At 72.3% G+C, this 26,651-nt stretch carries 24 protein-coding genes; 14 read left to right on the top strand and 10 right to left on the bottom strand.

The window, feature by feature from the left end; genetic code table 11:
- Positions 1-26: 26 nt before the first annotated feature.
- Together ACLBYB_RS16470 and ACLBYB_RS16465 are read left to right on the top strand one after the other, a co-directional pair.
- The gene (locus tag ACLBYB_RS16470; RefSeq protein WP_447699412.1) at positions 27-941 is read left to right on the top strand and encodes an amino acid ABC transporter substrate-binding protein; all 915 of its coding nucleotides are present in this window, start codon (positions 27-29) and stop codon (positions 939-941) included.
- 81 nt (positions 942-1,022) lie between these two features.
- The gene (locus ACLBYB_RS16465; protein ID WP_447699411.1) at positions 1,023-2,264 is read left to right on the top strand and encodes an MFS transporter; all 1,242 of its coding nucleotides are present in this window, start codon (positions 1,023-1,025) and stop codon (positions 2,262-2,264) included.
- Between the two features lie 336 nt (positions 2,265-2,600).
- Here ACLBYB_RS16465 and ACLBYB_RS16460 read toward each other — a convergent pair whose 3' ends face one another.
- Positions 2,601-3,845, bottom strand: coding sequence for an NAD(P)/FAD-dependent oxidoreductase (locus ACLBYB_RS16460; RefSeq protein WP_447699410.1), 1,245 nt, complete (start codon positions 3,843-3,845; stop codon positions 2,601-2,603).
- A complete protein-coding gene (locus tag ACLBYB_RS16455; protein WP_026604832.1) occupies positions 3,842-4,789 on the bottom strand; it encodes a LysR family transcriptional regulator in 948 nt (315 codons plus the stop codon). The genes ACLBYB_RS16460 and ACLBYB_RS16455 overlap by 4 nt, the downstream gene beginning before the upstream one ends.
- A gap of 182 nt (positions 4,790-4,971) precedes the next feature.
- Between ACLBYB_RS16455 and ACLBYB_RS16450 the strand changes: the two genes are divergently transcribed.
- Genes ACLBYB_RS16450 through ACLBYB_RS16435 form a run of 4 tightly spaced genes read left to right on the top strand, consistent with a single transcriptional unit; the run spans position 4,972 to position 8,400 of the window.
- Complete coding sequence (locus ACLBYB_RS16450; protein ID WP_447699409.1) at positions 4,972-6,027, top strand: class 1 fructose-bisphosphatase; 1,056 nt, start codon at positions 4,972-4,974, stop codon at positions 6,025-6,027.
- A gap of 23 nt (positions 6,028-6,050) precedes the next feature.
- Positions 6,051-6,911 carry a phosphoribulokinase gene (locus ACLBYB_RS16445; protein WP_012320495.1) on the top strand — a complete coding sequence of 287 codons (861 nt, stop codon included), beginning with the start codon at positions 6,051-6,053 and terminating at the stop codon, positions 6,909-6,911.
- A 20-nt stretch (positions 6,912-6,931) separates the two neighbouring features.
- On the top strand, positions 6,932-7,618 hold the full coding sequence (rpe, locus tag ACLBYB_RS16440; RefSeq protein ID WP_020092550.1) for a ribulose-phosphate 3-epimerase: 687 nt from the start codon (positions 6,932-6,934) through the stop codon (positions 7,616-7,618).
- On the top strand, positions 7,612-8,400 hold the full coding sequence (locus tag ACLBYB_RS16435) for an HAD-IA family hydrolase (protein ID WP_447699408.1): 789 nt from the start codon (positions 7,612-7,614) through the stop codon (positions 8,398-8,400). Before rpe ends, ACLBYB_RS16435 begins: the two co-directional genes overlap by 7 nt.
- Here the strand turns inward: ACLBYB_RS16435 and ACLBYB_RS16430 are convergent.
- Both ACLBYB_RS16430 and ACLBYB_RS16425 read right to left on the bottom strand, forming a co-directional pair.
- Positions 8,361-9,335, bottom strand: a complete 975-nt coding sequence (locus ACLBYB_RS16430; protein WP_447699407.1) for an MBL fold metallo-hydrolase — start codon at positions 9,333-9,335, stop codon at positions 8,361-8,363. The two genes, ACLBYB_RS16435 and ACLBYB_RS16430, sit on opposite strands and share 40 nt — an antisense overlap.
- Positions 9,336-9,369: 34 nt before the next feature.
- Positions 9,370-10,410 carry an SDR family oxidoreductase gene (locus ACLBYB_RS16425; protein WP_447699406.1) on the bottom strand — a complete coding sequence of 347 codons (1,041 nt, stop codon included), beginning with the start codon at positions 10,408-10,410 and terminating at the stop codon, positions 9,370-9,372.
- A gap of 229 nt (positions 10,411-10,639) precedes the next feature.
- On the opposite strand from ACLBYB_RS16425, the gene ACLBYB_RS16420 reads away from it, so the two are divergent.
- The gene (locus tag ACLBYB_RS16420) at positions 10,640-11,386 is read left to right on the top strand and encodes a YebC/PmpR family DNA-binding transcriptional regulator (protein ID WP_056526849.1); all 747 of its coding nucleotides are present in this window, start codon (positions 10,640-10,642) and stop codon (positions 11,384-11,386) included.
- A gap of 145 nt (positions 11,387-11,531) precedes the next feature.
- Here ACLBYB_RS16420 and ACLBYB_RS16415 read toward each other — a convergent pair whose 3' ends face one another.
- Positions 11,532-12,518 (bottom strand): alginate O-acetyltransferase AlgX-related protein, encoded by a 987-nt coding sequence (locus tag ACLBYB_RS16415; RefSeq protein ID WP_447699405.1) that lies wholly within the window; start codon positions 12,516-12,518, stop codon positions 11,532-11,534.
- A 178-nt stretch (positions 12,519-12,696) separates the two neighbouring features.
- Between ACLBYB_RS16415 and ada the strand changes: the two genes are divergently transcribed.
- Positions 12,697-13,761, top strand: a complete 1,065-nt coding sequence (gene ada, locus ACLBYB_RS16410; protein ID WP_447699494.1) for a bifunctional DNA-binding transcriptional regulator/O6-methylguanine-DNA methyltransferase Ada — start codon at positions 12,697-12,699, stop codon at positions 13,759-13,761.
- A gap of 192 nt (positions 13,762-13,953) precedes the next feature.
- Here the strand turns inward: ada and ACLBYB_RS16405 are convergent, their stop codons facing one another.
- Both ACLBYB_RS16405 and ACLBYB_RS16400 read right to left on the bottom strand, forming a co-directional pair.
- Positions 13,954-15,270, bottom strand: coding sequence for a DUF5666 domain-containing protein (locus ACLBYB_RS16405; RefSeq protein WP_447699404.1), 1,317 nt, complete (start codon positions 15,268-15,270; stop codon positions 13,954-13,956).
- Between the two features lie 11 nt (positions 15,271-15,281).
- On the bottom strand, positions 15,282-16,127 hold the full coding sequence (locus ACLBYB_RS16400) for a DUF6502 family protein (protein WP_447681681.1): 846 nt from the start codon (positions 16,125-16,127) through the stop codon (positions 15,282-15,284).
- A gap of 474 nt (positions 16,128-16,601) precedes the next feature.
- On the opposite strand from ACLBYB_RS16400, the gene ACLBYB_RS16395 reads away from it, so the two are divergent.
- The 3 genes from ACLBYB_RS16395 to ACLBYB_RS16385 all read left to right on the top strand — a co-directional run bounded on the left by ACLBYB_RS16395 (position 16,602) and on the right by ACLBYB_RS16385 (position 18,060).
- Positions 16,602-16,730, top strand: coding sequence for a hypothetical protein (locus ACLBYB_RS16395; RefSeq protein ID WP_447699403.1), 129 nt, complete (start codon positions 16,602-16,604; stop codon positions 16,728-16,730).
- A 35-nt stretch (positions 16,731-16,765) separates the two neighbouring features.
- Complete coding sequence (locus ACLBYB_RS16390) at positions 16,766-17,503, top strand: outer membrane protein (RefSeq protein WP_447699402.1); 738 nt, start codon at positions 16,766-16,768, stop codon at positions 17,501-17,503.
- A 185-nt stretch (positions 17,504-17,688) separates the two neighbouring features.
- The gene (locus tag ACLBYB_RS16385) at positions 17,689-18,060 is read left to right on the top strand and encodes a hypothetical protein (protein WP_447699493.1); all 372 of its coding nucleotides are present in this window, start codon (positions 17,689-17,691) and stop codon (positions 18,058-18,060) included.
- 18 nt (positions 18,061-18,078) lie between these two features.
- On the opposite strand, the gene grpE is transcribed toward ACLBYB_RS16385, so the two are convergent.
- The 3 genes from grpE to ACLBYB_RS16370 all read right to left on the bottom strand — a co-directional run bounded on the left by grpE (position 18,079) and on the right by ACLBYB_RS16370 (position 23,059).
- Positions 18,079-18,693, bottom strand: coding sequence for a nucleotide exchange factor GrpE (gene grpE / locus ACLBYB_RS16380; RefSeq protein WP_026604829.1), 615 nt, complete (start codon positions 18,691-18,693; stop codon positions 18,079-18,081).
- A gap of 103 nt (positions 18,694-18,796) precedes the next feature.
- Positions 18,797-21,589, bottom strand: a complete 2,793-nt coding sequence (locus ACLBYB_RS16375; protein WP_020092537.1) for a [protein-PII] uridylyltransferase — start codon at positions 21,587-21,589, stop codon at positions 18,797-18,799.
- A gap of 51 nt (positions 21,590-21,640) precedes the next feature.
- A complete protein-coding gene (locus ACLBYB_RS16370) occupies positions 21,641-23,059 on the bottom strand; it encodes a TAXI family TRAP transporter solute-binding subunit (protein WP_020092536.1) in 1,419 nt (472 codons plus the stop codon).
- 224 nt (positions 23,060-23,283) lie between these two features.
- Between ACLBYB_RS16370 and ACLBYB_RS16365 the strand changes: the two genes are divergently transcribed.
- The 3 genes from ACLBYB_RS16365 to ACLBYB_RS16355 all read left to right on the top strand — a co-directional run bounded on the left by ACLBYB_RS16365 (position 23,284) and on the right by ACLBYB_RS16355 (position 26,598).
- Positions 23,284-23,829, top strand: coding sequence for a regulatory protein RecX (locus tag ACLBYB_RS16365; protein ID WP_447699401.1), 546 nt, complete (start codon positions 23,284-23,286; stop codon positions 23,827-23,829).
- A gap of 76 nt (positions 23,830-23,905) precedes the next feature.
- Positions 23,906-25,117: a putative DNA modification/repair radical SAM protein gene (locus ACLBYB_RS16360; RefSeq protein ID WP_447699400.1), complete on the top strand. Its 1,212-nt coding sequence runs from the start codon at positions 23,906-23,908 to the stop codon at positions 25,115-25,117.
- A complete protein-coding gene (locus ACLBYB_RS16355; protein ID WP_447699399.1) occupies positions 25,117-26,598 on the top strand; it encodes a UdgX family uracil-DNA binding protein in 1,482 nt (493 codons plus the stop codon). Before ACLBYB_RS16360 ends, ACLBYB_RS16355 begins: the two co-directional genes overlap by 1 nt.
- Positions 26,599-26,651: the final 53 nt, after the last annotated feature.

The following is a 26,651-nucleotide window of genomic DNA, read 5'->3' as shown; positions in this document are numbered from 1 at the left end:
CTCGCGCGACCGGAACCCGTCGGCCCATGCGTCTGCTCGCTCCCCTCATCGCCGCGCTCCTCCTCGGTGCCCCCGCGGGCGCCGCGCGGGCCGCCGATCTCACCGGCACCCTCAGGAAGATCCACGACAGCAACAGGCTGGTCCTCGGCGTGCGCGATACCGCCACGCCGTTCAGCTACCTGGACCAGAACCAGAAGGTCGTCGGCTTCGCGGTCGACATCTGCCTGAGGATCGCCGACGCGGTGAAGCGCGAACTGAAGATGCCGGGCCTCGAGGTCGGGATGGAGTTCGTCAACTCCTCGTCCCGCATCCCGCTGATGACCAACGGCACGATCGATCTGGAGTGCGGGACGACCACCAACAACGCCGAGCGCAAGAAGCAGGTGGACTTCACCAACACGCACTTCCTGACGGCGACCCGCTTCGTGTCCCGGAAGGACCAGCACATCGCCGGCCTGGACGACCTGCGCGGCAAGACGGTCTCGTCGGTCGCCGGCTCGACCAACATCCTGATGCTGATCAAGGCCAACAACGAGCGCAAGCTCGGGATCACGGTGATCGCCGCCAAGGACGTCCCGGAAGGCTTCCTCATGGTCGAGACCGGCCGGGCCTCGGCCTTCGTCATGGACGACGTCCAGCTCAGCGTGGTCGCGGCCCAGTCCAAGGAGCCCGCCGCCTACGCGGTCAGCGACGAGACCCTGTCCAACCCGGAGCCCTACGGGATCATGCTGCGCAAGGACGACCCGGCCTTCAAGGCGGTGGTCGACCGGGCGACGGCCGATCTCTACCGGAGCCCCGAGATCACGGTGCTCTACGACCGCTGGTTCCTGAAGCCCGTGCCGCCGCGCGGCCTCAACTACAGCGTGCCGCTCTCGTCGGCCCTGCGCTGGGCGTTCGCGCACCCGACCGACAATTCGGATCCCGCGTTCTACGCGCACTGATCTGTCGCGCGGCGGGGTTCCGCTCCGGCGAGGGAGATGCGATGCCGCGGGTCTGATCCCGCCCGCGTCGCGAAGCGTGCCATGACCGACAGCACAGAGCCGGCTCTTCCGTCCAGCGCGGCCGTCGCCCCGCCGCCGGCCACGTCGATCCCGCGCCTGATCGTCGTCCTGGCCTGCGCGGGGTTCGGCAGCACCTTCGCGCTCCGCTCGGTCGAGCCCCTCGTCGGCGTGCTCGCCCGGGATCTCGCGAGCGACGCCCACACGGTGGCGCTCCTCTCCACCGCCTTCGCGCTGCCCTACGCGTTCATCCAGCCGGTGCTCGGCCCGATCGGCGACGCGCTCGGCAAGGAGCGGGTGATGAGCACCTGCCTCGCGGTGCTCGCCGTCGCGCTGACCCTGTGCAGCGTCGCGCCGGATATCGGCAGCCTGTTCGGCCTGCGCATGCTGGCGGGGGCGGCCGCGGGCGGCTGCATCCCGCTCTCGCTGGCCCTCCTGGGCGACCGCGTGCCGATGGAGAGCCGCCAGGTGGCGATCGGGCGCTTCCTCGTGGCGGTGATCCTCGGCCAGCTCTCGGGCTCGACCTTCGCGGGCCTGATCGAGGCGGCGATCGGCTGGCGCGGCGTCTTCGCGGTCACCGCCGCGGTGGCGGCCCTGGCCTGCGCGGCGACCGTCCTCGGCTTCGACCGGGCCGGCCGGGCCCCGGCCCGCCGCCCCGCCTTCGGCGAGGCGGTGACGCGCTACCGCACGATCCTGGGCAATCCCCGGGCGCGGGTGCTGTTCTCGGCGGTGTTCATCGAGGCCATCGCGATCTTCGGCGTGTTCCCGCACCTCGCCCCGCTGATCGAGGCGCGGGGGGAGGGCGGCCCGCGCGAGGCCGGGCTGGTCCTGGCGGGGTTCGCGGTCGGCGGCCTGCTCTACTCGGCCCTGGTCGGGCTGCTCGTCCGGCTGCTCGGCCTGCCGCGGATGCTGATCGGCGGCGGCCTGATCTGCGGCGCGTCGCTCACCGTGGTCGGGCTCGCGGGCTCCTGGCAGGTCGACTGCGCCGCGCTCACCGCCATGGGCCTCGGCTTCTACATGCTGCACAACACCTACCAGACGCAGGTCACCGAGGTCGCGCCCAAGGCCCGCGCCTCCGCGGTGGCGCTGCACGCCTTCTCGTTCTTCTGCGGCCAGGCGCTCGGCGTCGCGGTGATCGGGCAGGCGCTGCTCCGGTTCGGGCAGCTCGGGGCGCTGCTCGGATGCGCCGTCACCATCCTGGCGCTCGGGATCGCCACCGCCATCGCCCTGCGGCAGAAGCCGGGACCAGTCCCGTTCACCGGCTGAGCGCGCCTTTTCCCGGACGTCCGCAACGCAGTGGAAGGCGATCCGGGAACCAGCACACGAAGCGCCGCGAAAGCGGCACCGCATATCGACGCTTCGCGACGTTTCGCGCTGGATCCCGGGTCGCATTCCGCTGGTGCTCCATGCGCCCGGGAAAGGGCATGGTGCTCGGACGATTCAGAGCGGCGTCCAGCCGTTCCATGGTTTTCCGAGAGATAGTCTGAACCGCGCGAGGTCGTCCTTGCGAGCGCAGCGAAGCAATCCAGTGTCGCGCCACGCCTCCCGATGTCGCGCTGCTCTGGGTCGCTTCGCTACGCTCGCGATGACGCGGAGCAGCTCTCAGACCCGCCCCATCGCCAGCGCCTTGAGGTCGAAGCCTAGATCTTCCGCCTGGTCCGGCGTCAGCGGCGTCCCGGCCGCGAGCAGGCGGCGCGCGATCATGTGGTCACCCGCGCGGTCGACGGATTCCACCGCGCTCAGGCGCCCGTCGCGGAAGCGGAAGACCGAGAAGGCGTCGCCGGTCCCGCGGACGACGCCGGCATCGCCGGGTCCCGACAGGCCCGCGATCTGCAGCTTGTGCGGACCCTGGTCGCTCCAGAACCACGGCAGCGCTCCGTAGGCGGCGGGCTTGCCGGTGAGGCGGGCCGCGAGGCAGCGGCCCTGGTCGATGGCGTTCTGCACGGACTCGATCCGCACCGTCCCGTCCGGCGTCAGCCCGCGGGCGAAGGGGATAGGGAAGCGGGCGCAGTCGCCGATCGCCGAGATGGACGGGTCGGGCGTCGCCAGGAACGCGTCGACCCGCACGCCGTCCTCGGCCGGCAGGCCGGCCTCCGCGGCGAGTTCCCGGTTCGGCAGGACGCCGATCCCGACGAGGACCAGGTCGGCCGCGCGTTCGCTGCCGTCCGCCAGGGCGACGCCGGCGGCGCGGCCGTCCCGCCCGACGATCGCCGTCACGCCCGCCCCGAAGGCGAAGCGCACGCCCAGCGCGGCGTGGGCGCGGCGGAAGAATTCGCCCATCTCGGACGAGACCGCCCGGGCCATGGGCCGCTCGGCCGCCTCGATCACCGTCACCGGGAGGCCGCGCGCGGCCGCGACGGCGGCGAATTCGAGACCGATGAAGCCGGCTCCGATGACCACGATCGCCCGGGCCTCGGCGACCGCCGCCTTCAGGGCGTCGGCATCGGCGAGGCCGCGCAGCTGGCGCACGCCCGCGAGTTCGGCGCCCGGGACCGGCAGGGGGCGGTTGCGCGCGCCGGTGGCGAGCACGAGGTGGTCGTAGGGGAGGTCGGTGCCGTCCGAGAGCTGCAGGCGGCGCGCGTCCCGGTCGATCGCGACGGCGCGGAGCCCCGGGCGGTGCGCGATGGCGTGCTCGGCGAAGAAGCCGGGCGGGCGCAGGAACAGGCCCTCCCGGTCGGTCTTGCCGGCGAGGTAGGCTTTCGAGAGGGGCGGCCGCTGGTAGGGCAGGGCGGTCTCGTCGCCCACCAGGGTGATCGGGTCGCGGAACCCGCCCTCCCGCAGGGATGCGGCGAGCTGGAAGCCGGCCTGCCCGGCCCCGGCCACGACGACACCGGCAGCGGCGCTCACGCCTTGGCTCCGGCCAGCACCAGACCGCTCTGGGCGACGCCCGGCAGGCAGCGCGCGCCCTCCGACATCAGGTAGGACCAGACCGCGGAGGCGGCCGGACCCAGCACCTTGTCGGCGCGCCGGACCGCGTACCAGTCGCGCCGGATCGGCAGGCCCCTGACGTTGAGGAGGACGAGGCGCCCGCTCTCCAGCTCGGCCGCCACGGAATGCACCGAGAGCAGCGCGATCCCGAGCCCGGCCATCACCGCCTGCTTGATGGTCTCGTTCGACCCGGTGTCGATGTCCAGCGGCGCCCGCTTGACCAGGACGCCGCTCATGAACTCCTCGAAGACCATGCGGGTGCCCGAGCCCTCTTCTCGGAGGAAGAACGGCTGGTCCGCGAGGTCCTCGCGGTTCAGGTCGGTCCGGCCCGCCAGGGGATGGCCGGGCGGCGCGATCAGCACGATCGGGTGCGGCCCGAAGGTGGCGGCCTCGATCGGGAAGTCCCGGGGTGGGCGGCCCATCAGGGCGAAGTCGATCTCGTAGCCGCGCAGCGCCTCCACGGTCTGGCCGCGGTTGCGCACCGACAGGCTGATCTCGACGCCGGGATGCTTCTTGACGAAGCCCGCGATCACCTGCGGGGCGAAGTACTTGGCGGTGGAGACGACGCCGAGCGCCACGCGCCCGCCCTCCGCGCCGCGCAGGGTGCGCAGGCGGTCCGTGCAGGTCTCCAGCACCGTGTTGATGCTGTCGATCGCCCAGAGCATCTCGCGGCCGGCATCCGTCGGCTTGAGGCCCCCCGGCGTCCGGTCGAACAGCAGCAGCCCGGCCTCCTCCTCCAGCTGGCGGATGCGCGCGTAGAGGGCGGCCGAGGTGACGTTCAGCTCCTGCGCAGCCCGGGTCATGGTGCCGAGGCGGGCCACGGCAGCGACCGCCTGAAGCTGCTTGAGGGAGAGGTTGCGCATGGCGGACATCTCGTTTTTTTCGTCCTATGGCACAAGATCGCACAGAAATCTTGAAGGCCCCGTCGCGGGTTCCTGTCGATCCGGAGACAGAGACCGCTATCTTGGCAGCCGAGCGGCCGCTACAGAGCCGGCGCGGAACGCGCGATCCCCGCGGACGGGATCCGAGCAGGAGGAGTAGGCCGATGGCAATTTCAGCGGCGATCGGGACGCCCCTCGAGACCTGCCTGGCGCAGGCCGTGGACGCCAATCCGGCGCTGAAGGACGCCGCCGCGGTGGTCGCGGCCGTGGCGCGGTCGGCGGTGGAGATCAGCGAGCGGATTGGGCGCGGCGCGCTCGGTGGCGACCTCGCGGCGGCCGGCGATCACAACAGCGACGGCGACGTCCAGAAGGCCCTCGACGTCATCGCTCACGAGAGCGTGACCGCGGCGCTGCAGGGGGCCCCGGTCGCCGAGGTCGCCTCCGAGGAGGCCGAGGAGGTGATGCGGCTCAACCCGGACGCGCCGCTGGCCGTCGCCATCGACCCCCTCGACGGCTCCTCCAACATCGGGGTGAATATGGCCGTCGGCATGATCTTCGGCATCCGGCCGTCGATCAAGGATCCGGCGAACCCGCTGGCCTCGTTCACCACCCCCGGCTCGACGCAGATCGCCGCGGGCTTCGTCACCTACGGCCCGGCCACGGCGCTGATCCTGACGCTCGGCGACGGCACCCAGTCGTACGTGCTCGACCGCGCCGAGGGCCGGTTCAAGCTGACGAGCCCGGCCATGTCGGTGCCGGCCTCCGCCAAGGAATTCGCCATCAACGCCTCGAACGCCCGGCACTGGGACGCGCCGGTCAAGGCCTATATCGAGGATTGCCAGCGCGGCACCGAGGGGCCGCGCGACAAGGACTACAACATGCGCTGGCTCGCCTCGCTGGTGGCCGACATCCAGCGCGTGCTGACCCGCGGCGGCGTGTTCCTCTACCCGGGCGACGCCCGGAAGAACTACGCCCGCGGCCGCCTGCGGCTGCTCTACGAGGTCGCGCCCGTGGCCATGCTGGTCGAGCAGGCCGGCGGCGCGGCGACCGACGGCCAGACGCGGATCCTCGACCTCGTGGCCACCGGGATCCACGAGCGGGCGCCGCTGGTCTGCGGCTCCACCGAGGAAGTGGCGTGCGTCGCCACCTACTATGCCGGCGGCAAGCCCGATGCCGGCCGCTCGCCGCTCTTCGGCCAGCGCGGCCTGATGCGGTCATAGCCGCACCGTGAAGTCGTAAAGGCATGTCGGCGCGGCACCCCATCATCTCGGTGACCGGCTCCTCCGGGGCCGGGACCACCTCGGTGCGCAACACCTTCGAGCAGATCTTCCGCCGCGAGGACGTGCGGGCGGTCTTCATCGAGGGTGACGGCTTCCACGCCTTCGACCGCGACACGATGCGGGCGATGATGGCGAACGAGCCGACGCTGTCCCACTTCGCGCCGCGGGCCAACCTCCTGCCGGAGTTGGAGGCGGTGTTCCGCAGCTACGCCGAGTCCGGCACCGGCCGGACCCGTCACTACGCCCACGACCAGCACGACGCGCAGGCCTACGGCATCCCGGAGGGCAGCTTCTCGGACTGGGAGACGTTCCCGCCCGATTCCGACCTCCTGTTCTACGAGGGCCTGCACGGCTGCGTGGCCGACCAGGACGTCGACATCGCCCGCTATGCCGACCTGAAGATCGGCGTCGTGCCGGTGATCAACCTCGAATGGATCCAGAAGCTGCACCGGGACCGCTCGTTCCGCGGCTACTCCACCGAGGCGGTGACCGACGTGATCCTGCGGCGCATGCCCGACTACGTGCAGACCATCTGCCCGCAATTCTCGTTCACCGACATCAACTTCCAGCGGGTGCCGACGGTCGACACGTCGAACCCGTTCATCGCCCGCTGGATTCCCACCGCCGACGAATCGATGGTCGTGATCCGCTTCAAGGACCCGAAGGGGATCGACTTCTCGTATCTCGTCTCCATGATTCACGACAGTTTCATGAGCCGGGCCAACTCCATCGTGATCCCCGGCGGCAAGCTCGACCTGGCGATGCAGCTGATCCTGACGCCGATGATCATGCAACTCGTCGAGCGCCGCCGCCGGCTGGCCTGAGCTGACCCCGAAAGCCTCCCATGCTCGCACCCGTCATCGCCCCGTCGATCCTGTCCGCCGACTTCTCGAAGCTGGCCGAGGAGACCCGCGCCGTGGACGCGGCCGGGGCCGACTGGATCCATCTCGACGTGATGGACGGGCATTTCGTGCCCAACATCACCTTCGGCCCGCCGGTAGTGAAAGCGCTCCGGCCGCACACGCAGAAGTACTTCGACGTGCACCTGATGATCGCGCCGGCCGATCCGTACCTCGCGGCCTTCGCGCAGGCGGGGGCCGACGGCATCACGGTCCACGCCGAGGCCGGGCCGCACATCCACCGCTCGCTCCAGACCATCCGCGACCTCGGCAAGCGCGCCGGCGTGGCGATCAACCCGGGCACGCCGGCCGCCATGGTCGAGCCGGTGCTCGACCTCGTGGATCTCGTGCTGGTGATGACCGTCAATCCCGGCTTCGGCGGCCAGAGCTTCATCAAGGGCGCCATGGAATCGGTGGCGCGGGTGCGCGCCATGGTGGCGGGCCGGGACATCCGCATCCAGGTCGACGGCGGGATCGACCCCGAGACGGTCAAGGTCGCGAGCCGCGCCGGGGCCGACACGTTCGTGGCCGGCAACGCCGTGTTCAGCGGCGGCCCGGACGCCTACGCCGAGCGCATCGCGGCGATCCGCGAGGGCGCGGAGGGCGCCTCCGGTCGCGACCTGTCGTGCTGAGGGCGCTGATCTTCGACGTCGACGGGACCCTCGCCGAGACCGAGGACCTGCACCGGCAGGCGTTCAACCGCGCCTTCGCGGAGCTCGGCCTGCCCTGGCGGTGGGACGAGGCGCTCTACGCCGACCTGCTGGCCGTCATGGGCGGGAAGGAGCGGCTCGCCCACTACATCGACACCGAGCACCCGGCGGAAGCCGCCGCGCTCCACGCCCGCGCGCCGGAGATCCACGCCATCAAGACGCGCGCCTACGGCGACCTCGTCGCGCGGAACGGCCTGCCGCTGCGCCCCGGGATCGCCCGGCTGATCGCCGAGGCCCGGGCCGCGGGAATCCGGCTCGCGGTGGCCACCACGACGAGCCGCCCGAACGTCGACCGGCTCCTCGCCGCCAATTTCCCGCCGGACGCAGCGCCCTTCGACGTGATCGCGGCCGGCGACGAGGCGAGCCGCAAGAAGCCCGCCCCCGACGTGTTCCTGCTGGCGCTCGCCGGCCTGGAGATCCCGGCCTCCGAGGCGGTGGCCTTCGAGGATTCGGCCGCCGGCATCAGCTCGGCCCGGGCCGCCGGGCTGCCGGTCCTGGCGACCCGGAGCCGCTACACCGAGAGCCACCGGCTCGACGGCGCCTTCTCGGCCGTCTCGGATCTCGGCGAGCCGGACCGGCCGCACCGGCACCTCGCGGGCGTCGAATGGCCGGGCGGGGTCGTGGATCTGGCCTCCCTGATCCGGTGGCACGAATCCCAGGACGGTCAGAGCACGCCGGTCCAGGCGATGGGCACGAGCCGGTAGCCCGGTCCGTCCCGTTCCACGTGGCCGAGCGACGGGAAGGGGAAGTGGTAGCCAACCACGAGGGCCCTCTCGGACGCGGCCATGTCGTAGAAGCGGTGGCGCGTCGCCTGCGCCTGATCGGCGTCGTGATCGTACATCACGTGCCAGTCCGGGTGCTGCAGGAAGAAGGCCGGGATGTTGGTCACGTCGGACTGAATCAGCAGACGGTCCGCGCCCGAGGCGACCGCGAAGGCCGTGTGGCCCGGCGTGTGTCCGGGGGCGGCGAGGGCGGTGATCCCGGGCACGATCTCCTCGTCCCACGCGAAGCTGCCGATCCGGTCCTTCAGGTCGCCGAGCACCCGGCGGGTGTTGGCGAAGTAGCCCTGCGTCACCGGGTCGGCGGCGCGGGCCATGTTGGCGTCGCTCATCCAGAACGCCCAGTCGGGTGCGGCGGCCCGGATCTCGGCGTTCGGGAAGGCGAGGGAGCCGTCCGCCCGCTTGAGGCCGTTCGTGTGGTCGGGATGGAGGTGCGAGAGCAGGACGAGGTCGATGTCCTCGGGCCTGATCCCGGCCGCCGCGAGGTTCGCCGCGAGGCGGCCGACGGGCGCGCCCGGCACCGGGCCGTTGCCGGTATCGATCAGGACGAGCTTCGCGCCCGTGTTGATCAGCGTCGGGTTGAACGGCACCGTCACCTGGCCGGGGGGCATGTAGGCCGCCCGCGCGGCGCCGAGCGCCTCGTCCCGGGGAACGTTGCGCACGAAGCGGTCTGGCATCGGGAAGCTGCGTGCCCCGTCGTTGAGGATCGTGACCTCGCAGCTGCCGATACGTGTCCGGTAGAAGCCCGGCGCCTGCGCTCCGCCGAAGGGTGCGGTGGCGCGGGCGCGGCCGCCGAGACCCAGGACGGCCCCTCCGGCGAGCGCGGCCTGCACCAGATCGCGACGGTTCGTGCCCGGCATCGGATCCTCCTTGAAACCCGCGTTGGCCCGTGTCCTAGCGTCGGCCCGGCCGGCGATCGGCGCGGGCGTCCGCCCGCCCGTGCGCCTCGGTGGCGAACAGCATCGTCCCGGCCACGAGGCCGAGCGCGGCCGCGATCCCGAACTTGAGCCAGCGCGGGTCGGCCGCCGCGACGTCGCTGGTCGCGCGGGCATCGAAGCGGCCGTGGGCGCCGGGATCGGTGTCCACCGGGTCGTAGAGGTTGTCGGGTCGGTTCTTCTGCGCCTGCACGCCGGTCATCTCCCCGCGATAGCCGTGCCGGGCGAGGTAGCCGTCGATCCAGCCCGGGATCAGCATGTTTCCGATGATCGCCTTCCAGGCCGAGGCCCCGATCCACATTTCCCGGGGCGCGTCGTGCGCCGCCCGGAAGACGTGCCGGGCGATGGCCTCCGGCTGGTAGATCGGCGGCACCGGCTCGAGCTTGCGTGGCAGCCGCGAGCGCGCCCAGTCGAATTGCGGCGTGTTCACGGCCGGAAGCTGTACCATCGTCAGGCGGACTCGGCTGCGGTCGTGGAGCAACTCGCTGCGCAGGGAATCGACGAAGCCCCGCACGGCGGCCTTGGCGGCGCAGTAGCTCGCCTGGAGCGGGATCGACCGGTAGGCGAGCGCCGAGCCGACATGCACGATCGTGCCACGGTCGCGCGGGACCATGTGGCGGAGGGCCGCCAGCGTGCCGTGCACCTGCCCCAGATAGGTCACCGCGGTTGCGCGGTGGAACTCGTCCGGGCTCGTCTCCTGAACGGGCGCGTAGACCGTCACCATCGCGTTGTTGACCCAGACGTCGATGCCGCCGAACGCCTCGGCCAGCGCGTCGGCGGCCTGGGCGACGGCCTCCGCGTCGGCGACGTCGGCCGCAAAGGCCAGGGCCCGGCCGCCGGCCCGCTCGACATCGCGGATCGTGCCCCTCAGCCCCGCCGGGCCGCGCGCGATCAGCCCCACGTTCCAGCCGTGCCGAGCGAATTCGTGGGCGACAGCCCGGCCGACGCCGGCGCTCGCGCCCGTGACCATGACCGTGCTGCGTCCGTTCCGGCTCGACATCGAGTTCCCAGCTGCGCGTGAAGTCCAGCGCCAACGCCCGAGACGGCGACTTTTTCCGCGGTCACGGGATTGCGAAGCCCGCGGGGCCGTGTCGGCCCGTGTCGCGCCGACCGGCAGCGGCCGCGTTGCTTCGTCCGAAGGCGGCGGCCTATATACGGCGCGACCTCACAGCCGCGACGGCGGGGTCCCGCACGCCCGCCCGCGCCAACGAACAAAAGTCCGAACCGTCATGGCAGGCCATTCGCAGTTCAAGAACATCATGCACCGGAAGGGCCGGGTGGACGCGGTCCGCTCGAAGGTGTTCGGCAAGCTCGCCCGCGAGATCACGGTGGCGGCCAAGCTCGGCACGCCCGACCCGGCGATGAACCCGCGCCTGCGCGCCGCGATCCTGGCGGCCCGCGCCGAGAACATGCCCAAGGACAATATCGAGCGCGCCATCAAGAAGGCCGCCGGCGCCGACGGCGAGAACTACGAGGACATCCGCTACGAGGGCTACGGGCCCGGCGGCGCCGCGCTGATCGTCGAGGCACAGACCGACAACCGCAACCGCACCGCCTCGGACGTGCGCTCGGCCTTCACCAAGTCCGGCGGCAGCCTCGCCGAGACCGGGGCCGTCGCCTTCATGTTCGACCGCGTCGGCGTGATCGCCTACCCGGCCTCCGTGGCCGACGCCGACACAATGCTGGAGGCGGCGATCGAGGCCGGCGCCGACGACGTCAGCTCCGGCGAGGACGGACACGAGGTCATCTGCGCCCAGGATTCCTACGGCGAGGTCACCAAGGCCCTCGAGGCGCGCTTCGGCGAGCCCGCGCGCACGGGCCTGATCTGGAAGGCGCAGAACACCATCAACGTCGACGACGAGACCGGCGAGAAGCTCATCCGCCTCGTCGAGGTGATCGAGGACCAGGACGACGTCCAGAACGTCTACGTGAACTTCGCCCTGTCGGACGCGCTGGTGGCCAAGCTGCAGGCGTGAGGGGCACGGCCGGCGAGCCGGGAACGGACTGTCCCGGTCGCAGCCATGCCGGGCGCGCTTGCGCTCCGGATCCCGCTCGGCAATCCCGGACTGGCGAAGTCGGGGGTGGCGGCGTGTTCGCCCTCCGGAGTTCCGGGCTCGCCCGTCAGGCGCCCGCGGCCGCGAGTTCGGCCCCGAAGCGGTCCTGCGCGTAGCGCTCCACCGAGAAGGTGTCGTCGGGCAGCTGCACCATGAAGCGCTCGGCCACCTCGGTCAGCACGATGTCGGGCCGGACGCGCTCGATATACGGCCAGTCCAGCGAGGTGCTCCAGACGAAGTGCACCTCGCGGAACGTCTCGGCTAGCATGATCGTCAGCATGTACGGCATGACGTGCGAGAAGGAATCGCCGAACAAGACCAGCCGGCGCGGGTCGGTGGACTTGGCGTTCCCGTAGATCACGTGCGCGCCGACATGCAGCGTGTGCAGCAGGCCGGCCTTCTCCCGGGCCTCGACGATCGGGCTGCCGTAGGTCCGGACCGCGTCCTGCTGCATCAGGACGGTGCGCGAGCGCGCCCGCAGGGGTGGATCGAAGGCGCTCCCCAGATCGCCGTCGTGGTCGGTCTCGAAGGACGGCCGCTCTCGCAGGTCCTGCCGCGGCTCGGCGCCCAGCGCCCGGCAGATCTCCGCGTAGGCGAGATAGCAGCCGTCGGCGGACCAGTGGGTGTCGGTCCGGCAGTAGAGGTCGGCCGCGTCGCGCTGCGCCCGCATCGGCGTCACCAGATCGATGCAGGTCTGCCGCCAGCGCTTCCGCCGGCGCCAGGCCGCGTACAGCCCGACCGGACCTGGGAAGCGGCCCGCCGGGGGCTCGCTGTGGAGGAGGCGGTAGGCCGGCGACGCGCTCGGCCGGATGGTGAGCCCGTCGAGCCGGTGATCGTAGATCATCAGCTTCTCCGGAGCGACGACGTGGCGGTACAGGATCCCCTGGGCGCGCAGGCGCCGCTCCCGCGTCGTCACGAGGCTGCGCCACTGCCAGATCAGCTCGGTCGTCTCCTCCGGCCGCTCGTACTGGCCGAGCACGTCGTTCGTGCCCGTCTTCAGGAACAGCCAGCCGTCCTGGCCGACATGGATGTGATCGGGCGTGCTCGAAGCCATGGCGCACTCGTGAGGCGGGTCGCCCGTTTCGGCGGCCGCCGATGTCGAATTCGGCCGCAAGGCGCGGGATGCCGGAGCGGCGGCGGACCGGCAGAGTGCCGCACGCGTCATCCACCACCCGGCAGGCCCCGTCATGCCCCTCCTCAAGGCCCGCGCCAAGCCGCATAGTACGGCTGCCATGAGCCCCGTTCCCGCGACAGACCCCGGCGATGCCGAGCGCTGGGCCGCCCTCGCCGCCCGCGACCCGCGGGCCGACGGCACCTTCGTGTACGCGGTCCGCACCACGGGCGTGTACTGCCGCCCGAGCTGCGCCGCGCGCGCGGCGCGGCCCGAGAATGTCAGCTTCCACCGAACCTGCGCCGAGGCCGAGGCTGCCGGCTTCCGGCCGTGCCGCCGCTGCCGCCCGGACGAGCCCGCCCTCGCCGAGCGCCGGGCCGAGGCGGTCGCCCGCGCCTGCCGCCAGATCGAGACGGCGGAGACGGTTCCGTCCCTCGCCGCGCTCGCCCGCTCCGCCGGCCTGAGCGCCTACCACTTCCACCGGGTGTTCAAGGACGCCACCGGCGTGACCCCCAGAGCCTACGCGGCCGCCCACCGTGCCGCCGCCGTGGCGCGGCGGCTGCCCGGGGCCGCCTCGGTGACGGAGGCCCTGTACGAGGCCGGCTACGGCGCCGCGAGCCGGTTCTACGCGGCGGGCGCGCCGCGCCTCGGCATGGCGCCCGCCGCCTACCGGACGGGCGGCGCGGGCCTGCGCATCCGGTTCGGCATCGGCGCCTGCAGCCTCGGCGCGATCCTCGTCGCCGCCACCGAGGCGGGCGTCTGCGCGATCCTCCTCGGGGACGCGCCCGAGCCGCTCCTGCACGATCTCCAGGACCGCTTCCCCGCCGCGGAGATCGAGGGTGGCGACCCGGCCTTCGAGGGCTGGATGGCGCGGGTCATCGGGCTCGTGGAGGCGCCGGGCAGCGGCCTCGACCTGCCCCTCGACATCCGCGGGACGGCGTTCCAGCAGCGGGTCTGGACGGCGCTGCGCAAGATCCCGGTGGGATCCACCGCGACCTACGCGGAGATCGCCCGGGCGATCGGCCTGCCGACGGCGACGCGCGCGGTCGCGCAGGCCTGCGGGGCGAACCCGGTCGCGGTGGCCATCCCCTGCCACCGCGTCGTGCGCTCGGACGGTGCCCTGTCGGGCTATCGCTGGGGCGTCGCGCGCAAGCGCGCGCTGCTCGACCGGGAGGCGGAGGCCTGAAGTCCCGCGCCTCCGGCGCTCCGTGCGGTCTGCCCCAGCGCCGTTCCCTTTCGTAGTGCGACGGTCCGGAGGAAAGGTGCCTCCGGTCGAGACAGCCGCGACTTGCCCCTCTCCCGCGCGGGAGAGGGGAACCGCGCCTCGCTCAAGACGGGCTCGGCGATCGTCATTGTCCCGACGTGGCCCGTAGCGGCGCTAGCGTCGACCGCCGCCAGGGCCGCCGAAACCGCCGCCGCCGAAACCGCCCCCGCCCCCGCCCGGGCCCGGGCCGGGGCCCCCGGGCGGACCGCCGAAGCCCCCGGGGCCGCCCGGGAACGCCCCGGGGCCTGCCGGCGGCGTGCCGCCAAAGCCGCCGCGCGGCGCTCCGAATCCGCCGGTGCCCTCCGATCCGGAGACGACCGCGCCCCCCGGCCGGGTGTCGATCGCGGGGCCGCGCGGTTCGCCGATGCCGCCCAGGCCGCCCTGGCGGCCTCCGGGCTCGGCGCCGAAGCGGCCGGGCGCCTCGTCGGGGAGGTTGCGGAGGTCGAGCCGGTCGCGCTCCCGCTCGAACCGCGGGGCGTCCGGCCGCTGCGGCTCCGGCGCGATGCGGTCCTCGATCCGCAGCCGCTCCACCGTCAGGTCCCCGTCCCGCGCGATCGCCGCGGTCAGCACCGCCCGCACGCTCCCGGTGCGCGGAACCTGCGCGCCGGGGCGGCCCGCGACGGCGTAGCCCGCGCCGACGTCGAGCCTGCCGCTATCCCGGCCGATATAGGCCTCGATCGAGACCTGTTTCAGACCCGGCGGGAAGGGCAGGCCGACCTGCGCGGCGTTGGTCACGGTGAGCACACCGTTCGCCGCACGGCCCGTCACCAGGGCGCGCCGGCCCGGCGGCAGGGCGTCGGCGCCCGCGAGGCGGAGGCCGCCGATCCCGAGGCCGCCCGCGACCCGCCGCACCGGGCCGGCGACGCGGTCGGGCCCGATGTCCCGCGGCTCGATCAGGCTCGCCACGATCACGCCGTCGGGCCGGCGCAGCCCGCTCACCGCGACCCGCGCGCCCGGCTGCCACGCGCCGCCGAGACCCGTGGTCGAGACCCGCTGGCCGAGCACCACGAGCCGCCCAGGCGCGACCGATTCCACCGGCCCGACCACCTCGCTCGTGACGTCGATCCGCCCCGTGGCGAGTCCGCCGCCCTCGGGCCGCGCCACCACGTGGACGACCTGACCGATCTTCAGGTCGGCGGCCTTCGCGGCCGTGCCGTCGATATGCACCTCCACCTCGGGTGGATAGGCGATGCGCAGGTCGTTGACGACGATCGAGCCGAAGCGTCGGATCGTGCCGATCACGCCGGTGCCGCCGATGCCGCGGTCGCCCTCGCCGAGGGGCCCGCTCTTCGGCTCGTCGGTCCGCATCATGCCGGTCCCGCCGATGCCCTGATCGCGCGGGGATTCCTGCGACCGGACGGTGCCGGGCAGCACGGTCGCGGCGCCCGCGAGCAGGCGCAGGACGAACCGGCGGTTGAGCGTGGCGCGCACCGGCCGGCCTCTCACCGCTCGTCCGCTCGCCGCGCCGGCGGCGCCGCTTCGGTGTAGACGTACAGGCCGAAGTTCCAGCGATGCGTGCCGCCGGGATCGGTCTGGCAGGCGGCGTGCGCTTCCCGGTTGGCCTGCTGCAGCGCCTCCATGGCGATCTCGCGGGCGCGCGCCTCGAGCCGGGTCGCGAGGTCCTTGGACAGCCCGTCGTAGTGGACCGCCCGCTCGAGGAAGCGCGGCGCGTCTCCGAAGATGTTGGCGACGGCGGCCGCGATATGGTCGTGCAGGTTGCGGCCGAAATAGTAGAGCTGGGGCCCCTCGGCGCCGTCGCCCCTCGGTACGTAGGCGGCCTCGGCCAGCACGATCCGGTCCTGCGGATCGGTGAAGGCCAGCCCGCGATCGAGCCACTCGTCGAGGACGGCGCGCGGCCGCAGGTCCCGCGTCACGCCCGCGACCAGCGACTCGAACGAGGATGCGCCGCCCTCGGCCGTCCGCGGAAGTCTCAGGGGCTGGCCCTGCGCGTCGGTGAAGGCCGGGTCGGCGATCCAGCGGGCGATGATCCGGCTGGTGCGGGAGACGACCGCCGGGACGGCGCTGACCGGAGCACCGGCGCCCCGCAGGCGCCGAACCTCCTTGCGGTGGATGCCGGTGAGCAGGGAGACGCGGCTGTCGGTCTGCTCCTTGCCGGCGAGGGCGAAGTCGTACTCGGCGACGTTCACGTAGAGCTCGCGCAACAGGTCGGTGAGCGCCGGGAAGGTGATGCCGCGGGCGACGAGCAGGCGCACGAGGGGGCGCAGCAGCCGCGCCAGCGGCGCGTGCAGGCTGGCGCCCTCCCGCGGTGTATCGGCAGTGTCAGACATGGCTGCATCGTGACGGCTCATGCTGTGGGACACAATCCCACCGCGTGCGAAGACGCACGCCGGTCCCTCGATCTCGCGTTGACGTGGGATTTTTGCACACGTAAAACGGCTTCGTGGTCAAATTTCCCACGAAGTGCGGGGCCGGCCGATGACGATTGATACGCGAACGCTCGTGGCGAGGCCCCTGCCGCCGCTCACGCTTCCCACCGCCCAGGCGCGACGGGCAAGCCTGAATGATCCCCTTCCGCGGCTCCGACGCCTCGTCTGCGTCGTCGCCGCGCTCACACTGCCCGTCCTCGGGGTCGCCGTCGCGGAAACGGTCCACCGCGCCGGTTCACCGAGGGCGCCGCAGGCCGCCGCTCCCGCCATCCCCTCAGGCGGGGCGGCGGCACCCTCGGGCGCCGTCGGGCACCGACGCGCCGCGAGAACCGTAAGGGTCGCGGCACGCACGGGAGAGAACCGCGAGGTCCGCTCGTGATCGCCTTGTCCGGTATCGACCGCGCACGAACCGCGCCGACCTGCGGTGGAGCGGCCATTCTCGATCTCGCTCTCTGCCTGATCCTGTCCGTGACCGTCGTCGGGCTGCTCATCCTGGCCCTCTGATCCCGCGGCTCCGCCGCGCGCCGAACGAGATTTCCATGAACGCACGAACCTCCGCAGCCCTCGCGGGCGCCGCATGCGGCTGCCTGGCCCTCGCCGCCCAGGCGGCCGACCTGCCCCGCCGCGCGCCGCCGCCGCCACTGCCGTCGCTTCCGGTCTTCACCTGGACGGGCTTCTATGCCGGCGTGAATGCGGGATACGCGTTCCCGACCGGGAGCGGCGGCTTCACCGACCCGACCTACGGCACCGTCACGGGCGGCGGCCGGTCAGGCGGCTTCGCCGGCGGCGGCCAGATCGGCTACAATTACCAATTCACGCCGGGCTCCGGCGTCGTCGTCGGCGTCGAGGCCGACATCCAGGGCGCGGCCTTCGCCAAGGCGGACGCCGCCTATCTCGGCACCACGCCGTATTACAGTGTCCGACCGAGCCTCGACTATTTCGGCACGGTCCGCGCCCGGCTCGGCTACGCGTTCGACCGGGTCCTCGTCTACGGGACCGGCGGTTTCGCTTACGGCGGCGGGGCGCGCGCGACGGACGCGGGCGCCTACCCCTACACCCTGCCGTCGACCGACCGGACCGGATACGCGGCCGGCGGCGGCATCGAGTACGCCTTCACCGAGAAGCTCTCCGCCAAGGTGGAGGCGCTCTACCTCCATCTCGGCCGCGGAACGAACGCCGCCACGTACTACAACGCCAGTGTTCCGGCGTTTTATGGTGCCGGCAAACAGGACTCCGGGTTTGCGGTGGTTCGGGCCGGTGTGAATTACCGATTCTGAGCAATATTCGTTCGACGATAGCTTGACGGAGCGGTCAAGCTGGGTCGCAATGCCCTGCATTCGGCTTCGCGAATCTGTCGGCCGCGCGAGCCTGTCCACGGCCGAGGGATGTCGGTGAGGCCGGATACCGCGCGGGTGCAGCCCCGCGGGACCGCGGATTCTCTCCGACAGGATCGGCCGTGAGCATGCCCAGCTCGACCTCCCTCACGACAATGCTGCTCGCCGTCTCGCTCGCGGCCTGCACCGTCCCGGCGCGGGCGCAGGAGATCGTGCCGCCCGGGCCCGACGGGCGCGGCGCCATCCTGATCTACGGGAATTTCTGCGGCCCCGGCAGCCGCGGGCCCGGCTACCCGCCGATCGACGCGCTGGATCTCGCCTGCGCGCACCACGACGCGTGCTCGCCCGAGCCGGCCGCGGGAACGCTGCCGACCTGCGCCTGCAACGGCCGCCTCCGCGTCGAGGCGGGGCTCGTCGCCCGCGATCCAGCCGCGCCGGCCCAGACCCGCCAGACCGCGCAGTTCATCTCGGATTTCGCCGCGGCGCTGCCCTGCCAGTAGGGCGCGCCGCGGGACCGTTCAGGCCGCGTCGGCCGGGTTGGCGGCTGCCTTCGGGCCGCCCTTGGCGACGCCCACCAGGGCCGGGCGCAGCACGCGCTCGCCGATGACGTAGCCCGCCTGCACGACCTGCACGACGGTGCCGGCCGGAACCTCCGCGTTCGGCACCTCGAACATCGCCTGATGGCGGTTCGGGTCGAACTTCTGGCCCTGCGGCTCGACGATCTTCACGCCGTGGCGCTCGAGGGTCTTGCCGAGGTCGCGCTCGGTGAGCTCGATCCCGTCGATCAGCCCCTTCAGGGCGCCGTCGGCCGTGGCCTTCGCGTCGGCCGGAACGCTGTCGAGGGCGCGGCGGATGTTGTCGGCGACGTTGAGCACGTCCCGGGCGAAGTTGGTCACCGCGTAGGCGCGCGCGTCGGCGACCTCGCGCTCCGTCCGGCGGCGCAGGTTCTCCATCTCGGCGAGGGTGCGCAGCGTCCGGTCCTTGAGCTCGTCGCGCTCGGCGGTCAGCAGGGCCAGGGCCTCCGCGACCGGATCGACGGTGGCCGACTCGCTGCCCTGACCCGCGGGCGCGGGATCCTGGGCCGCGCCGGCACCGGCTTCGACCGTGGTCTGGCGCTGGTCATCCTGGGGCATGTCGTTGCTCGTCATCACGTTTCAGTCGTGGGCGGGAATCGGTGAGGGATGGTGGAATCGGCGCTGATATCTGGCCACGGAGCCGCGAAATCAACCCGTACGCTCACGCCTCGCGCGGCGGCGGCGCCGCCACCAGCGCCTCCAGACCCTCGGCCTTGAGCGTCGCGACGTCGTGGGCGAACACGTCCATCACGGCGGCCCGGATCGCGGCCTGCCGGTCGGGCTGCGTCACCCGCGTGCCGGTGAGGTCGGTGACGTAGAAGACGTCCACGGCGCGCTCGCCGAAGGTCGCCACATGCGCCGACGTGATGTTGAGCGACAGCCGGCTGAAGGCCGTGGTGAGCTCGTAGAGCAGGCCCGGCCGGTCGAGGCCGGTGATCTCCACCACGGTCTCCCGGCTCGACAGGGCGTTGTCGATGATGACGTCCGGCGGCACCGGGAAGGTTTTGGCACGGGTGCTGGTCGGCGGGTGCTTGTCGGCCACGAGGTCGGCGATCTTGATCTCGCCCTTCAGCGCCCTCTCGATCGCCGCGGTGATGCGCTTGGTCCGACGCAGCTCGTCGTCGTCCCGCTCGAAGGCGCGCGAGATGAAGATCGTGTCGAGGGCGAACCCGTCCGTGGTGGTGAAGATCTGCGCGTCGACGATGTTGCTGCCGGCCGCCGCGCAGGCGCCGGTGACGATGGCGAGCAGGCGGGGATGGTCCGGCGAGTAGACCGTGATCTCGGTCACGCCCCGGACGGGATCGAGGGCGACGTCGGTCGCGCTGGTCCGCCCGTCGCGCACGACGTCGCGCAGGAAGATCGCGTTCTTGAGCTGGCGCGTGCCGTCGACCTTGAGCCAGTAGGCCTGGCTGTGGCGGGCCGCGTAGGCGTCGAACTCCTCCGAGCCCCAGCCGGGCAGCTGTTCCCGCAGGCCCATCTGCACGAGGCGCACCCGGTCGGTGCGGGCGATCTCGGAATGGCCGCCCGAGAGGTAGACCTCGGTCTCGTCGTACAGGGTGCGGACCAGGGTGCCCTTCCAGGCGGTCCAGACGCCGGGGCCGACGGCGGTGATGTCGGCCACCGTCAGGATGGTCAGGAGCTTCAGCCGCTCCAGGCTCTGCACGCTCGCGGCGAAGCGCTCGATCGTCTTGGCATCCGAGAGGTCGCGGCTCTGCGCGGTCATCGACATCAGCAGGTGGTGCTCCACGAGCCAGCGCACCGTCTCGGTCTCGGCCTGGTTCAGGCCGAAGCGCGGGCAGAGCTTCTCGGCGATGGCGGCGCCGGCGATCGAGTGGTCCTCCGGGCGGCCCTTGGCGATGTCGTGCAGCAGGATCGCCACGTAGAGCGCGGTGCGGTTGTGGATCGAGTGCACGAGGCGCGAGACCAGCGGGTAGGTCTCCTGGGCCCGGCCCGATTCGATGTCCGCCAGCACGCCGACCGTGCGCAGCAGGTGCTCGTCCACCGTGAAGTGGTGGTACATGTTGAACTGCATCATCGCGACGATGCGGCCGAAATCCGGGATGAAGCGGCCGAGCACGCCCGCCTCGTTCATCTCGCGCAGCGCCTCCTCCGGCGCGTTCCGCGAGGTCAGGATCTCGACGAACAGCCGGTTCGCCTCGGGATCCACGCGCAGCGACGGGTTGACGAGGCGCAGGGACCGGTTGGCCAGCCGCTTGGCGTCCGGATGGATCGCGAGGTTGTGCCGGTCGGCGAGCCAGAACAGCCGGATGAGGTTGACCGGGTCGCGCTCGAAGGCGTCCTCCGCGCGCAGGTTCACCCGGCCGTGGTCGATCCAGAAATCCTCCGCCTCCATGGCGGTCGCCCGGAACCGGTCGCGGAACCGGCCGATCCAGCGGTCGAGAACCGGCGTGCGCTTGGCGTGGCGCGCCTCCAGCTCGGCGCAGACGATGGCGGTGAGATCGCCCACATCCTTGGCGATGCGGAAATAGGCCTTCATGAAGCGCTCGACGCCGGAGAGGCCGCCCCGGGCCTCGTAGCCGAAGCGCTCGGCGATCCGCGGCTGCAGACCGAAGGACAGGCGCTCCTCGGCGCGCTTCGTGGCGAAGTGCATGTGGCAGCGCACCCGCCACAGGAACTCCTCGCAGCGCTCGAACAGCGCGTACTCCTCCGGGGTGAACAGGCCGGCGCTGACGAGCTCGATCTGGTCGCGGACCCGGTAGGTGTACTTGGCGATCCAGAACAGCGTGTTGAGGTCGCGCAGGCCACCCTTGCCGTCCTTGACGTTGGGCTCGACGAGGTAGCGCGAGGTGCCGGCCTTGGAGACGCGCAGGTCGCGCTCGCGCAGCTTCGCCTCGACGAACTCGGCGGCGGACCCGACCACCAGCTCGGCGTCGAAGCGCGTCACGAGCTCCTCGTAGAGCACCCGGGTGCCGAACAGGTACCGCGCCTCCAGGAGGGCCGTCCGGATCGTCATGTCGGCCCGCGCCTCGCGCAGGCACTCCTCGACCGAGCGGGTGGCGTGGCCGACCTTCAGCTTCAGGTCCCACAGGACGTAGAGCATCCCCTCGACGACGCTCTCGGACCACGCGGTCTGCTTGTAGGGCAGCAGGAACAGCAGATCGATGTCCGATCCCGGCGCCATGGTGCCCCGGCCGTAGCCGCCGGTGGCGACCACCGCGAGCTGCTCGCCGGTCGACGGGTTGTCGTTGGGATAGAGCCGCCAGACCACGGCGTCGTGGATCGCCCGGACCACCGCGTCGGTGAGATTCGACAGGGTCTGCGCGCACAGCAGCCCGTTGCGGTCCTCGAGGAGCTGCGCCTCGGCGGCCCGGTGGCCCTCCTCGATCACCCGGCGCAGCTGCGGCACCAGCGCGGCCCGGAGCTTCGTGGGCTCGCGGGCCTCGCGGTCGAGGTTCTCGAGAACCGTATCGAGGGCGGCGACGGGATCGAACATGGTTCCCGTTAGCATGATATCCCTAAGCCGCCAGCCATGCGGCGCCCGCCGCTACTCCGCGGCCGGCAGATCGAGGGCGAGCAGCCGGGCCGTGCGGTTGCGGGTCGCCGCCCGGGGCTCGGTCTCGCTCGTCTGCCGCCGCGCGTCGGCGATGGCCGCGTGGACGCCGTCGACCGCCAGGATCAGCGCGCTGACCGTCCGCGCGTCGATGCTGCGCTCGCGGGCGTAGCAGACCACGTCCGCCACCAGCCCGTCGGTCTCGATCGCGATCGCGTCGAGTTCGGCGGCACTGGTCGCCGCGCGCACCTCGCGCATGATGTCGAGGAGCCGGTCGAGGACGAAGTCGACCCGCTCCCGGCGCTTGCGGGCGAGGCGCTGGCCGAGCCACGCGAAGCCGGAGCCGATCGTGCCGCCGAAGAAGGCGAACAGGTAGATGTAGTCCTCGTAGCGGTCGAGGAAGGTCTGCTGCTCGCGCTCGAAATAGTCGACGGCGCCGGGGTGGTTCGGCAGGCGCGCTGAGGTCGCCGCCACCGTCGTGTCGAAGTCCGGCGCCTTCATCAGCTTGGCCACCGGCGCGGTCGAGGCGAGCCGCGAGCGCCACTCGAACAGGTGCTGCGTCGCAGAGGCGACCGCGACGCGGCTCACCGTGCCGCGGGCCATCAGGCGATAGGAGGCGCCGACGGTCTTGACCTCCTCGTCGGGCCGCTTCGGGCGGCCGCCGAAGGTGCCGGCCGGGATCGTCACCGACTGCAGCTCGGGGAAGCGCTGCAGGATCGCGTCGCCATCCGGGATCGAGACGAAGCCGATCTTGCGGTCCGGCGCGCCCAGCTCGACGGCGCGGACGACCGCGGCCGCCGGCTTGGAGGCCGGGCTCGCGATCACCGCCACCGCGTCGACCCGCTTCTCGGTGAGTGCGGCCGTGACGTCGCCGACCTTCAGCGGCACCACGACCACGTGGCCGGGCTCCGCCTCGGCGGCGTGGCCGGCCTCCGGCGCGTCCTCGCCCACGATGTCCGGCACGAGGTCGTAGAAGGAGAGCAGGTTCGTGAGGAACGACAGGTCGGCGCTGTGGCGGACCACGATGCCGAGCCGCTTGCGCGCCAGGGCCGGCACGTCGTCGAGATCGGCCGCCTCCGGCGCCGCGATGACCAGCGCCTCGTCGTGCAGGATCGCCAGGGTCAGCCCGTTCTCGGGCAGGAACACGTCCGGCCGCACCACCGCGAGGTCGGCCTTGTTGCGCTGGAGTGCCAGGGCGCTGTCGCGCACGTCGCCGTAGCGCACCACCTTGAGACGGACGTCTTCCCGCGCCCGGTCGAGGGCGCCGGCATAGGCCTCGATCAGCGCGGCCTCGGGCCCGTCCTGGGGGCCGACCGCCACCGTCAGGGTGTTCGGGCGCGACAGGTAGACGATCGCGGCCGCAGCCGCGGCGAGCCCCAGGGCCACGAGGACCAGGAGCCACTCGCGCCGCATCAGTACGGCCGCCGCGCCGTGTAGCCGCAGGCGCCATCGGCCCTGCGGAGTGCCGGGCGAAGAACGGTGGTTCGGGCCATGGCCGAGCCTGTCGCGTTGCGCGCGTTCCATACCCGAGTCATGGAACGCAAACCTGTCGAGATCGTGAAGAACCGGTGAAATCTCCATTCGTTGCAGGATCCGCGCCAGAAGGTCGCGACCGCGAGATCAAGCCGCCCGGCCCCGTGAGCCCGGCCTGGCTGGAGCGTGCGGCGCTCCACTATCTGGAGCGCTACAGCGCCTCGACCGAGATGCTGCGCCGGACGCTCGCGCGCCGCGTCCAGAAGCGCGCGCGGGCCCGGGGCGAGGATCCCGAACGCTTCGCCGACCTCGTGACGGCGACCGTCGCGCGGGCGGTGTCGGCCGGCCTCGTGGACGACGCGCGCTTCGCCGACACCCGCCTCGCCACCCTGCGGCGTCGCGGCACCTCGACCCGCGGCGTCTCGGCCAAGCTCGCCGCCAAGGGGGTCCCGCGCGACGTCGTGGAGGCCGCCATGCTGGCGGAGCGCGACGCCCTGCCGGACGGGGAGGCGGACGCGATCGAGGAGCAGGCCGCCCAGGCCTACGCCAGGCGGCGACGCCTGGGACCGTATCGCCGACCGGACCAGCGGGCGACGCACCGCGACCGCGACCTCGCCGCCCTGGCCCGGGCCGGCTTCGCCTACGGCCTCGCCCGCCGTGTGGTCGACCGGGAGCCCGACGAATCCGGCGAGCCCGACGCGCCTGCGTGACGGGTGCGGCATCGCGGCCCGGGGTGAACGCCGCGCCGGCCTTGCACCTTCGGCCGCGTTGTTCATTGTCTGTTCGATGGACGAGACCCTGGCCAAGAAGCTGCGCATCCTCGCGGACGCCGCCAAGTACGACGCCTCCTGCGCCTCCTCGGCCGCGCCGAAGCGGGCGGCCGGCAAGGACGGGCTCGGGTCGACCACCGGCGCCGGGATCTGCCACGCCTACACGCCAGACGGGCGGTGCGTCTCGCTCCTCAAGATCCTGCTGACGAACTGGTGCCTGTTCGACTGCGCCTACTGCGTGAACCGGCGCTCCTCGAACGTGCGGCGGGCGAAGTTCACCGTGGAGGAGGTCGTGAACCTCACCCTGAACTTCTACCGGCGCAACTACATCGAGGGGCTGTTCCTCTCCTCCGGCATCATCAAGTCGCCCGACCACACGATGGAGCTGCTGACCGGCGTGGCGAAGTCGCTCCGGCGCGACCACGGTTTCGCCGGCTACATCCATCTCAAGTCGATCCCGGAGGCGAGCCCCTGGCTGATCGAGGAGGCCGGCCTCTACGCCGACAGGCTCTCGATCAACGTCGAGCTGCCGACCGAGGCGAGCCTGGAGCGGCTCGCGCCCGAGAAGGACGGCGCCGCGATCCAGGGGGCGATGGCGCAGATCGGCGAGCGCATCGTGCAGGCCAAGGCCGAGAAGCGCCGCTTCTCGCCGGCTGGCCACTCGACGCAGGTGATCGTCGGGGCGGACACCACCACCGACGAGGCCCTGATCCGCAAGAGCGCGCTCCTTTACGGCAGCGTCGGCCTGAAGCGGGTCTACTACTCCGCCTACAGTCCGATCCCGGACGGCTCCGCGATCCTGCCTCCGAAGCCACCGCCGCTCCAGCGCGAGCACCGGCTGTACCAGGCCGACTGGCTGCTCCGGTACTACGAATTCACCCCCGACGAGGTAGCCGACGCGTCGGAGGGCGGTATGCTCGCCCTCGACATCGACCCGAAGCTCGCCTGGGCGCTGAAGCACCGGGACAAGTTCCCGGTGGACGTGAACCGCGCCGACCGGGAATGGCTGCTGCGGGTTCCGGGGCTCGGGGCGCGGGCGGTCGACAAGATCGTCAGGGCGCGCCGCCACGCGACCTTGCGCCTTGACGACGTCGCCCGGCTGACCTCCGGCCTGAAGCGGGCGCGGCCGTTCCTCGTCGCCGCCGACCATCGGCCGGTCGGGCTCACCGACCGGCTCGACCTGCGGACGCGGCTGGTCGAGCCCGCGGCGCAGCTGAGCCTTTTCTGATGGGGGCGGGGCCCGCGCCGTTTCCGTCTGCCTCCGTGGAGAGGGGGGATGCGCGGTCGCCGCGCGCCGTCGCGCTGCGCCCCGGCGCCGATCTCGACGGTTTCCGCAAAGCCGCCCGGAGCCTCGTCGCGCAGGGCGTCCCGCCCGAGGCCGTGACGTGGTCGGTGACGGACGCGCCCGGCCTGTTCGGCAGCGACGCCCAGCCGGCGACCGGCACGCCGCTCGTCCTGCCGAAGGCCGTCGCCGGCCTGATCCCGCAGGTCATTCCCCACCGCGATCCGGAGCGCTACGGCCTGCTCTACGCGCTGATCTGGCGGGTCTGCCGCGGCGAGCGGCACCTGATGGAGGTCGGCAGCGACCCGCTGGTCCACCGCCTGCACCGGATGGCGAAGGCGATCGGGCGCGACCTCCACAAGATGCACGCCTTCCTGCGCTTCCGCCGGGCGGAGGGACCGGACGGCGAGCGCTACGTCGCGTGGTTCGAGCCGGACCACCACATCCTCGAGGCGGCGGCACCGTTCTTCGTCGACCGCTTCCGCGGGATGCGCTGGTCGATCCTGACGCCCGAGGGCTCGGCCCTCTGGGACACCGAGACCCTGACTTTCGGGCCGCCCGGCGACCGTGCCCAACTTCCGGAGGGCGACGGCTTCGAGGCCGGCTGGCAGACCTATTACGAGAGCACGTTCAACCCGGCCCGCACTAACCTGAAGGCGATGCGGGCGGAGATGCCCAAGAAGTACTGGCACAACATGCCCGAGACGGCCGCGATCCCGGCCCTGGTCCGGGCGGCGGCCGGGCGCACCGAAGCCATGATCGAGAGGGAGCCGACCTTGCCCACACGCCGCGAACCCGCCCGGGCCGTCGCCGCCATGGCCGACCAGGATCCCAAGAGCCTCGACGAGCTGAACGCGATCATCCGCCGGACCGAGCCGCTGGTGCCGGGGGCCACCCAGGCCGTGCTCGGCGAGGGGTCGGTCGGGGCGACGGTGGCCTTCGTGGGCGAGCAGCCCGGCGACCAGGAAGACCGGCAGGGCCGGCCCTTCGTCGGGCCCGCCGGCCAGCTGCTCTCCCGCGCCATGGCGGAGGCCGGGATCGACCGGGGGGCGAGCTACCTGACGAACGCGGTCAAGCACTTCAAGTTCGAGGAGCGCGGCAAGCGCCGCATCCACCAGAAGCCGACAGCCGGCGAGGTCAGCCACTACCGGTGGTGGCTCGACCGGGAGCTCGAATTCGTCGGTCCGAAGCTCGTCGTGGCGCTCGGCGCGACCGCCGTGCTGGCGCTGACCGGCAAGGCGATCCCGATCACCCGGGCGCGCGGCCCGTTCCGCTTCGACCGGCACGACAACCGATTCCAGGGCTTCATCACGGTCCACCCGTCCTACCTGCTCCGGCTGCCGGACGAGGCGAAGGCGGAGGCCTACGCGGCCTTCGTGGACGACCTGCGCCGGGTGGAGGCGCTCGGGCGCGAGCTGGCGGCCTGATCCTCCTCTGCCGCGCTTCTGCTATGCTGGCGGCTGCCGATTCCCTCCGGTCC

This window comes from Methylobacterium sp. D54C (assembly GCF_053345595.1).
Note: the sequence above shows the minus strand (reverse complement) of the source record. Positions and strands in the feature narration are given on the sequence as shown.

Bases quoted from the DNA above. Each gene is read 5' to 3' on its own strand.
- ACLBYB_RS16470 (WP_447699412.1), top strand. From the start codon at position 27: ATGCGTCTGCTCGCTCCCCTCATCGCCGCGCTCCTCCTCGGTGCCCCC.
- ACLBYB_RS16465 (WP_447699411.1), top strand. From the start codon at position 1,023: ATGACCGACAGCACAGAGCCGGCTCTTCCGTCCAGCGCGGCCGTCGCC.
- ACLBYB_RS16455 (WP_026604832.1), bottom strand. From the start codon at position 4,789: ATGCGCAACCTCTCCCTCAAGCAGCTTCAGGCGGTCGCTGCCGTGGCC.
- ACLBYB_RS16450 (WP_447699409.1), top strand. From the start codon at position 4,972: ATGGCAATTTCAGCGGCGATCGGGACGCCCCTCGAGACCTGCCTGGCG.
- ACLBYB_RS16445 (WP_012320495.1), top strand. From the start codon at position 6,051: ATGTCGGCGCGGCACCCCATCATCTCGGTGACCGGCTCCTCCGGGGCC.
- rpe (WP_020092550.1), top strand. From the start codon at position 6,932: ATGCTCGCACCCGTCATCGCCCCGTCGATCCTGTCCGCCGACTTCTCG.
- ACLBYB_RS16430 (WP_447699407.1), bottom strand. From the start codon at position 9,335: ATGCCGGGCACGAACCGTCGCGATCTGGTGCAGGCCGCGCTCGCCGGA.
- ACLBYB_RS16425 (WP_447699406.1), bottom strand. From the start codon at position 10,410: ATGTCGAGCCGGAACGGACGCAGCACGGTCATGGTCACGGGCGCGAGC.
- ACLBYB_RS16420 (WP_056526849.1), top strand. From the start codon at position 10,640: ATGGCAGGCCATTCGCAGTTCAAGAACATCATGCACCGGAAGGGCCGG.
- ACLBYB_RS16415 (WP_447699405.1), bottom strand. From the start codon at position 12,518: ATGGCTTCGAGCACGCCCGATCACATCCATGTCGGCCAGGACGGCTGG.
- ada (WP_447699494.1), top strand. From the start codon at position 12,697: ATGAGCCCCGTTCCCGCGACAGACCCCGGCGATGCCGAGCGCTGGGCC.
- ACLBYB_RS16400 (WP_447681681.1), bottom strand. From the start codon at position 16,127: ATGTCTGACACTGCCGATACACCGCGGGAGGGCGCCAGCCTGCACGCG.
- ACLBYB_RS16390 (WP_447699402.1), top strand. From the start codon at position 16,766: ATGAACGCACGAACCTCCGCAGCCCTCGCGGGCGCCGCATGCGGCTGC.
- ACLBYB_RS16385 (WP_447699493.1), top strand. From the start codon at position 17,689: ATGCCCAGCTCGACCTCCCTCACGACAATGCTGCTCGCCGTCTCGCTC.
- grpE (WP_026604829.1), bottom strand. From the start codon at position 18,693: ATGCCCCAGGATGACCAGCGCCAGACCACGGTCGAAGCCGGTGCCGGC.
- ACLBYB_RS16375 (WP_020092537.1), bottom strand. From the start codon at position 21,589: ATGTTCGATCCCGTCGCCGCCCTCGATACGGTTCTCGAGAACCTCGAC.
- ACLBYB_RS16370 (WP_020092536.1), bottom strand. From the start codon at position 23,059: ATGCGGCGCGAGTGGCTCCTGGTCCTCGTGGCCCTGGGGCTCGCCGCG.
- ACLBYB_RS16360 (WP_447699400.1), top strand. From the start codon at position 23,906: ATGGACGAGACCCTGGCCAAGAAGCTGCGCATCCTCGCGGACGCCGCC.
- ACLBYB_RS16355 (WP_447699399.1), top strand. From the start codon at position 25,117: ATGGGGGCGGGGCCCGCGCCGTTTCCGTCTGCCTCCGTGGAGAGGGGG.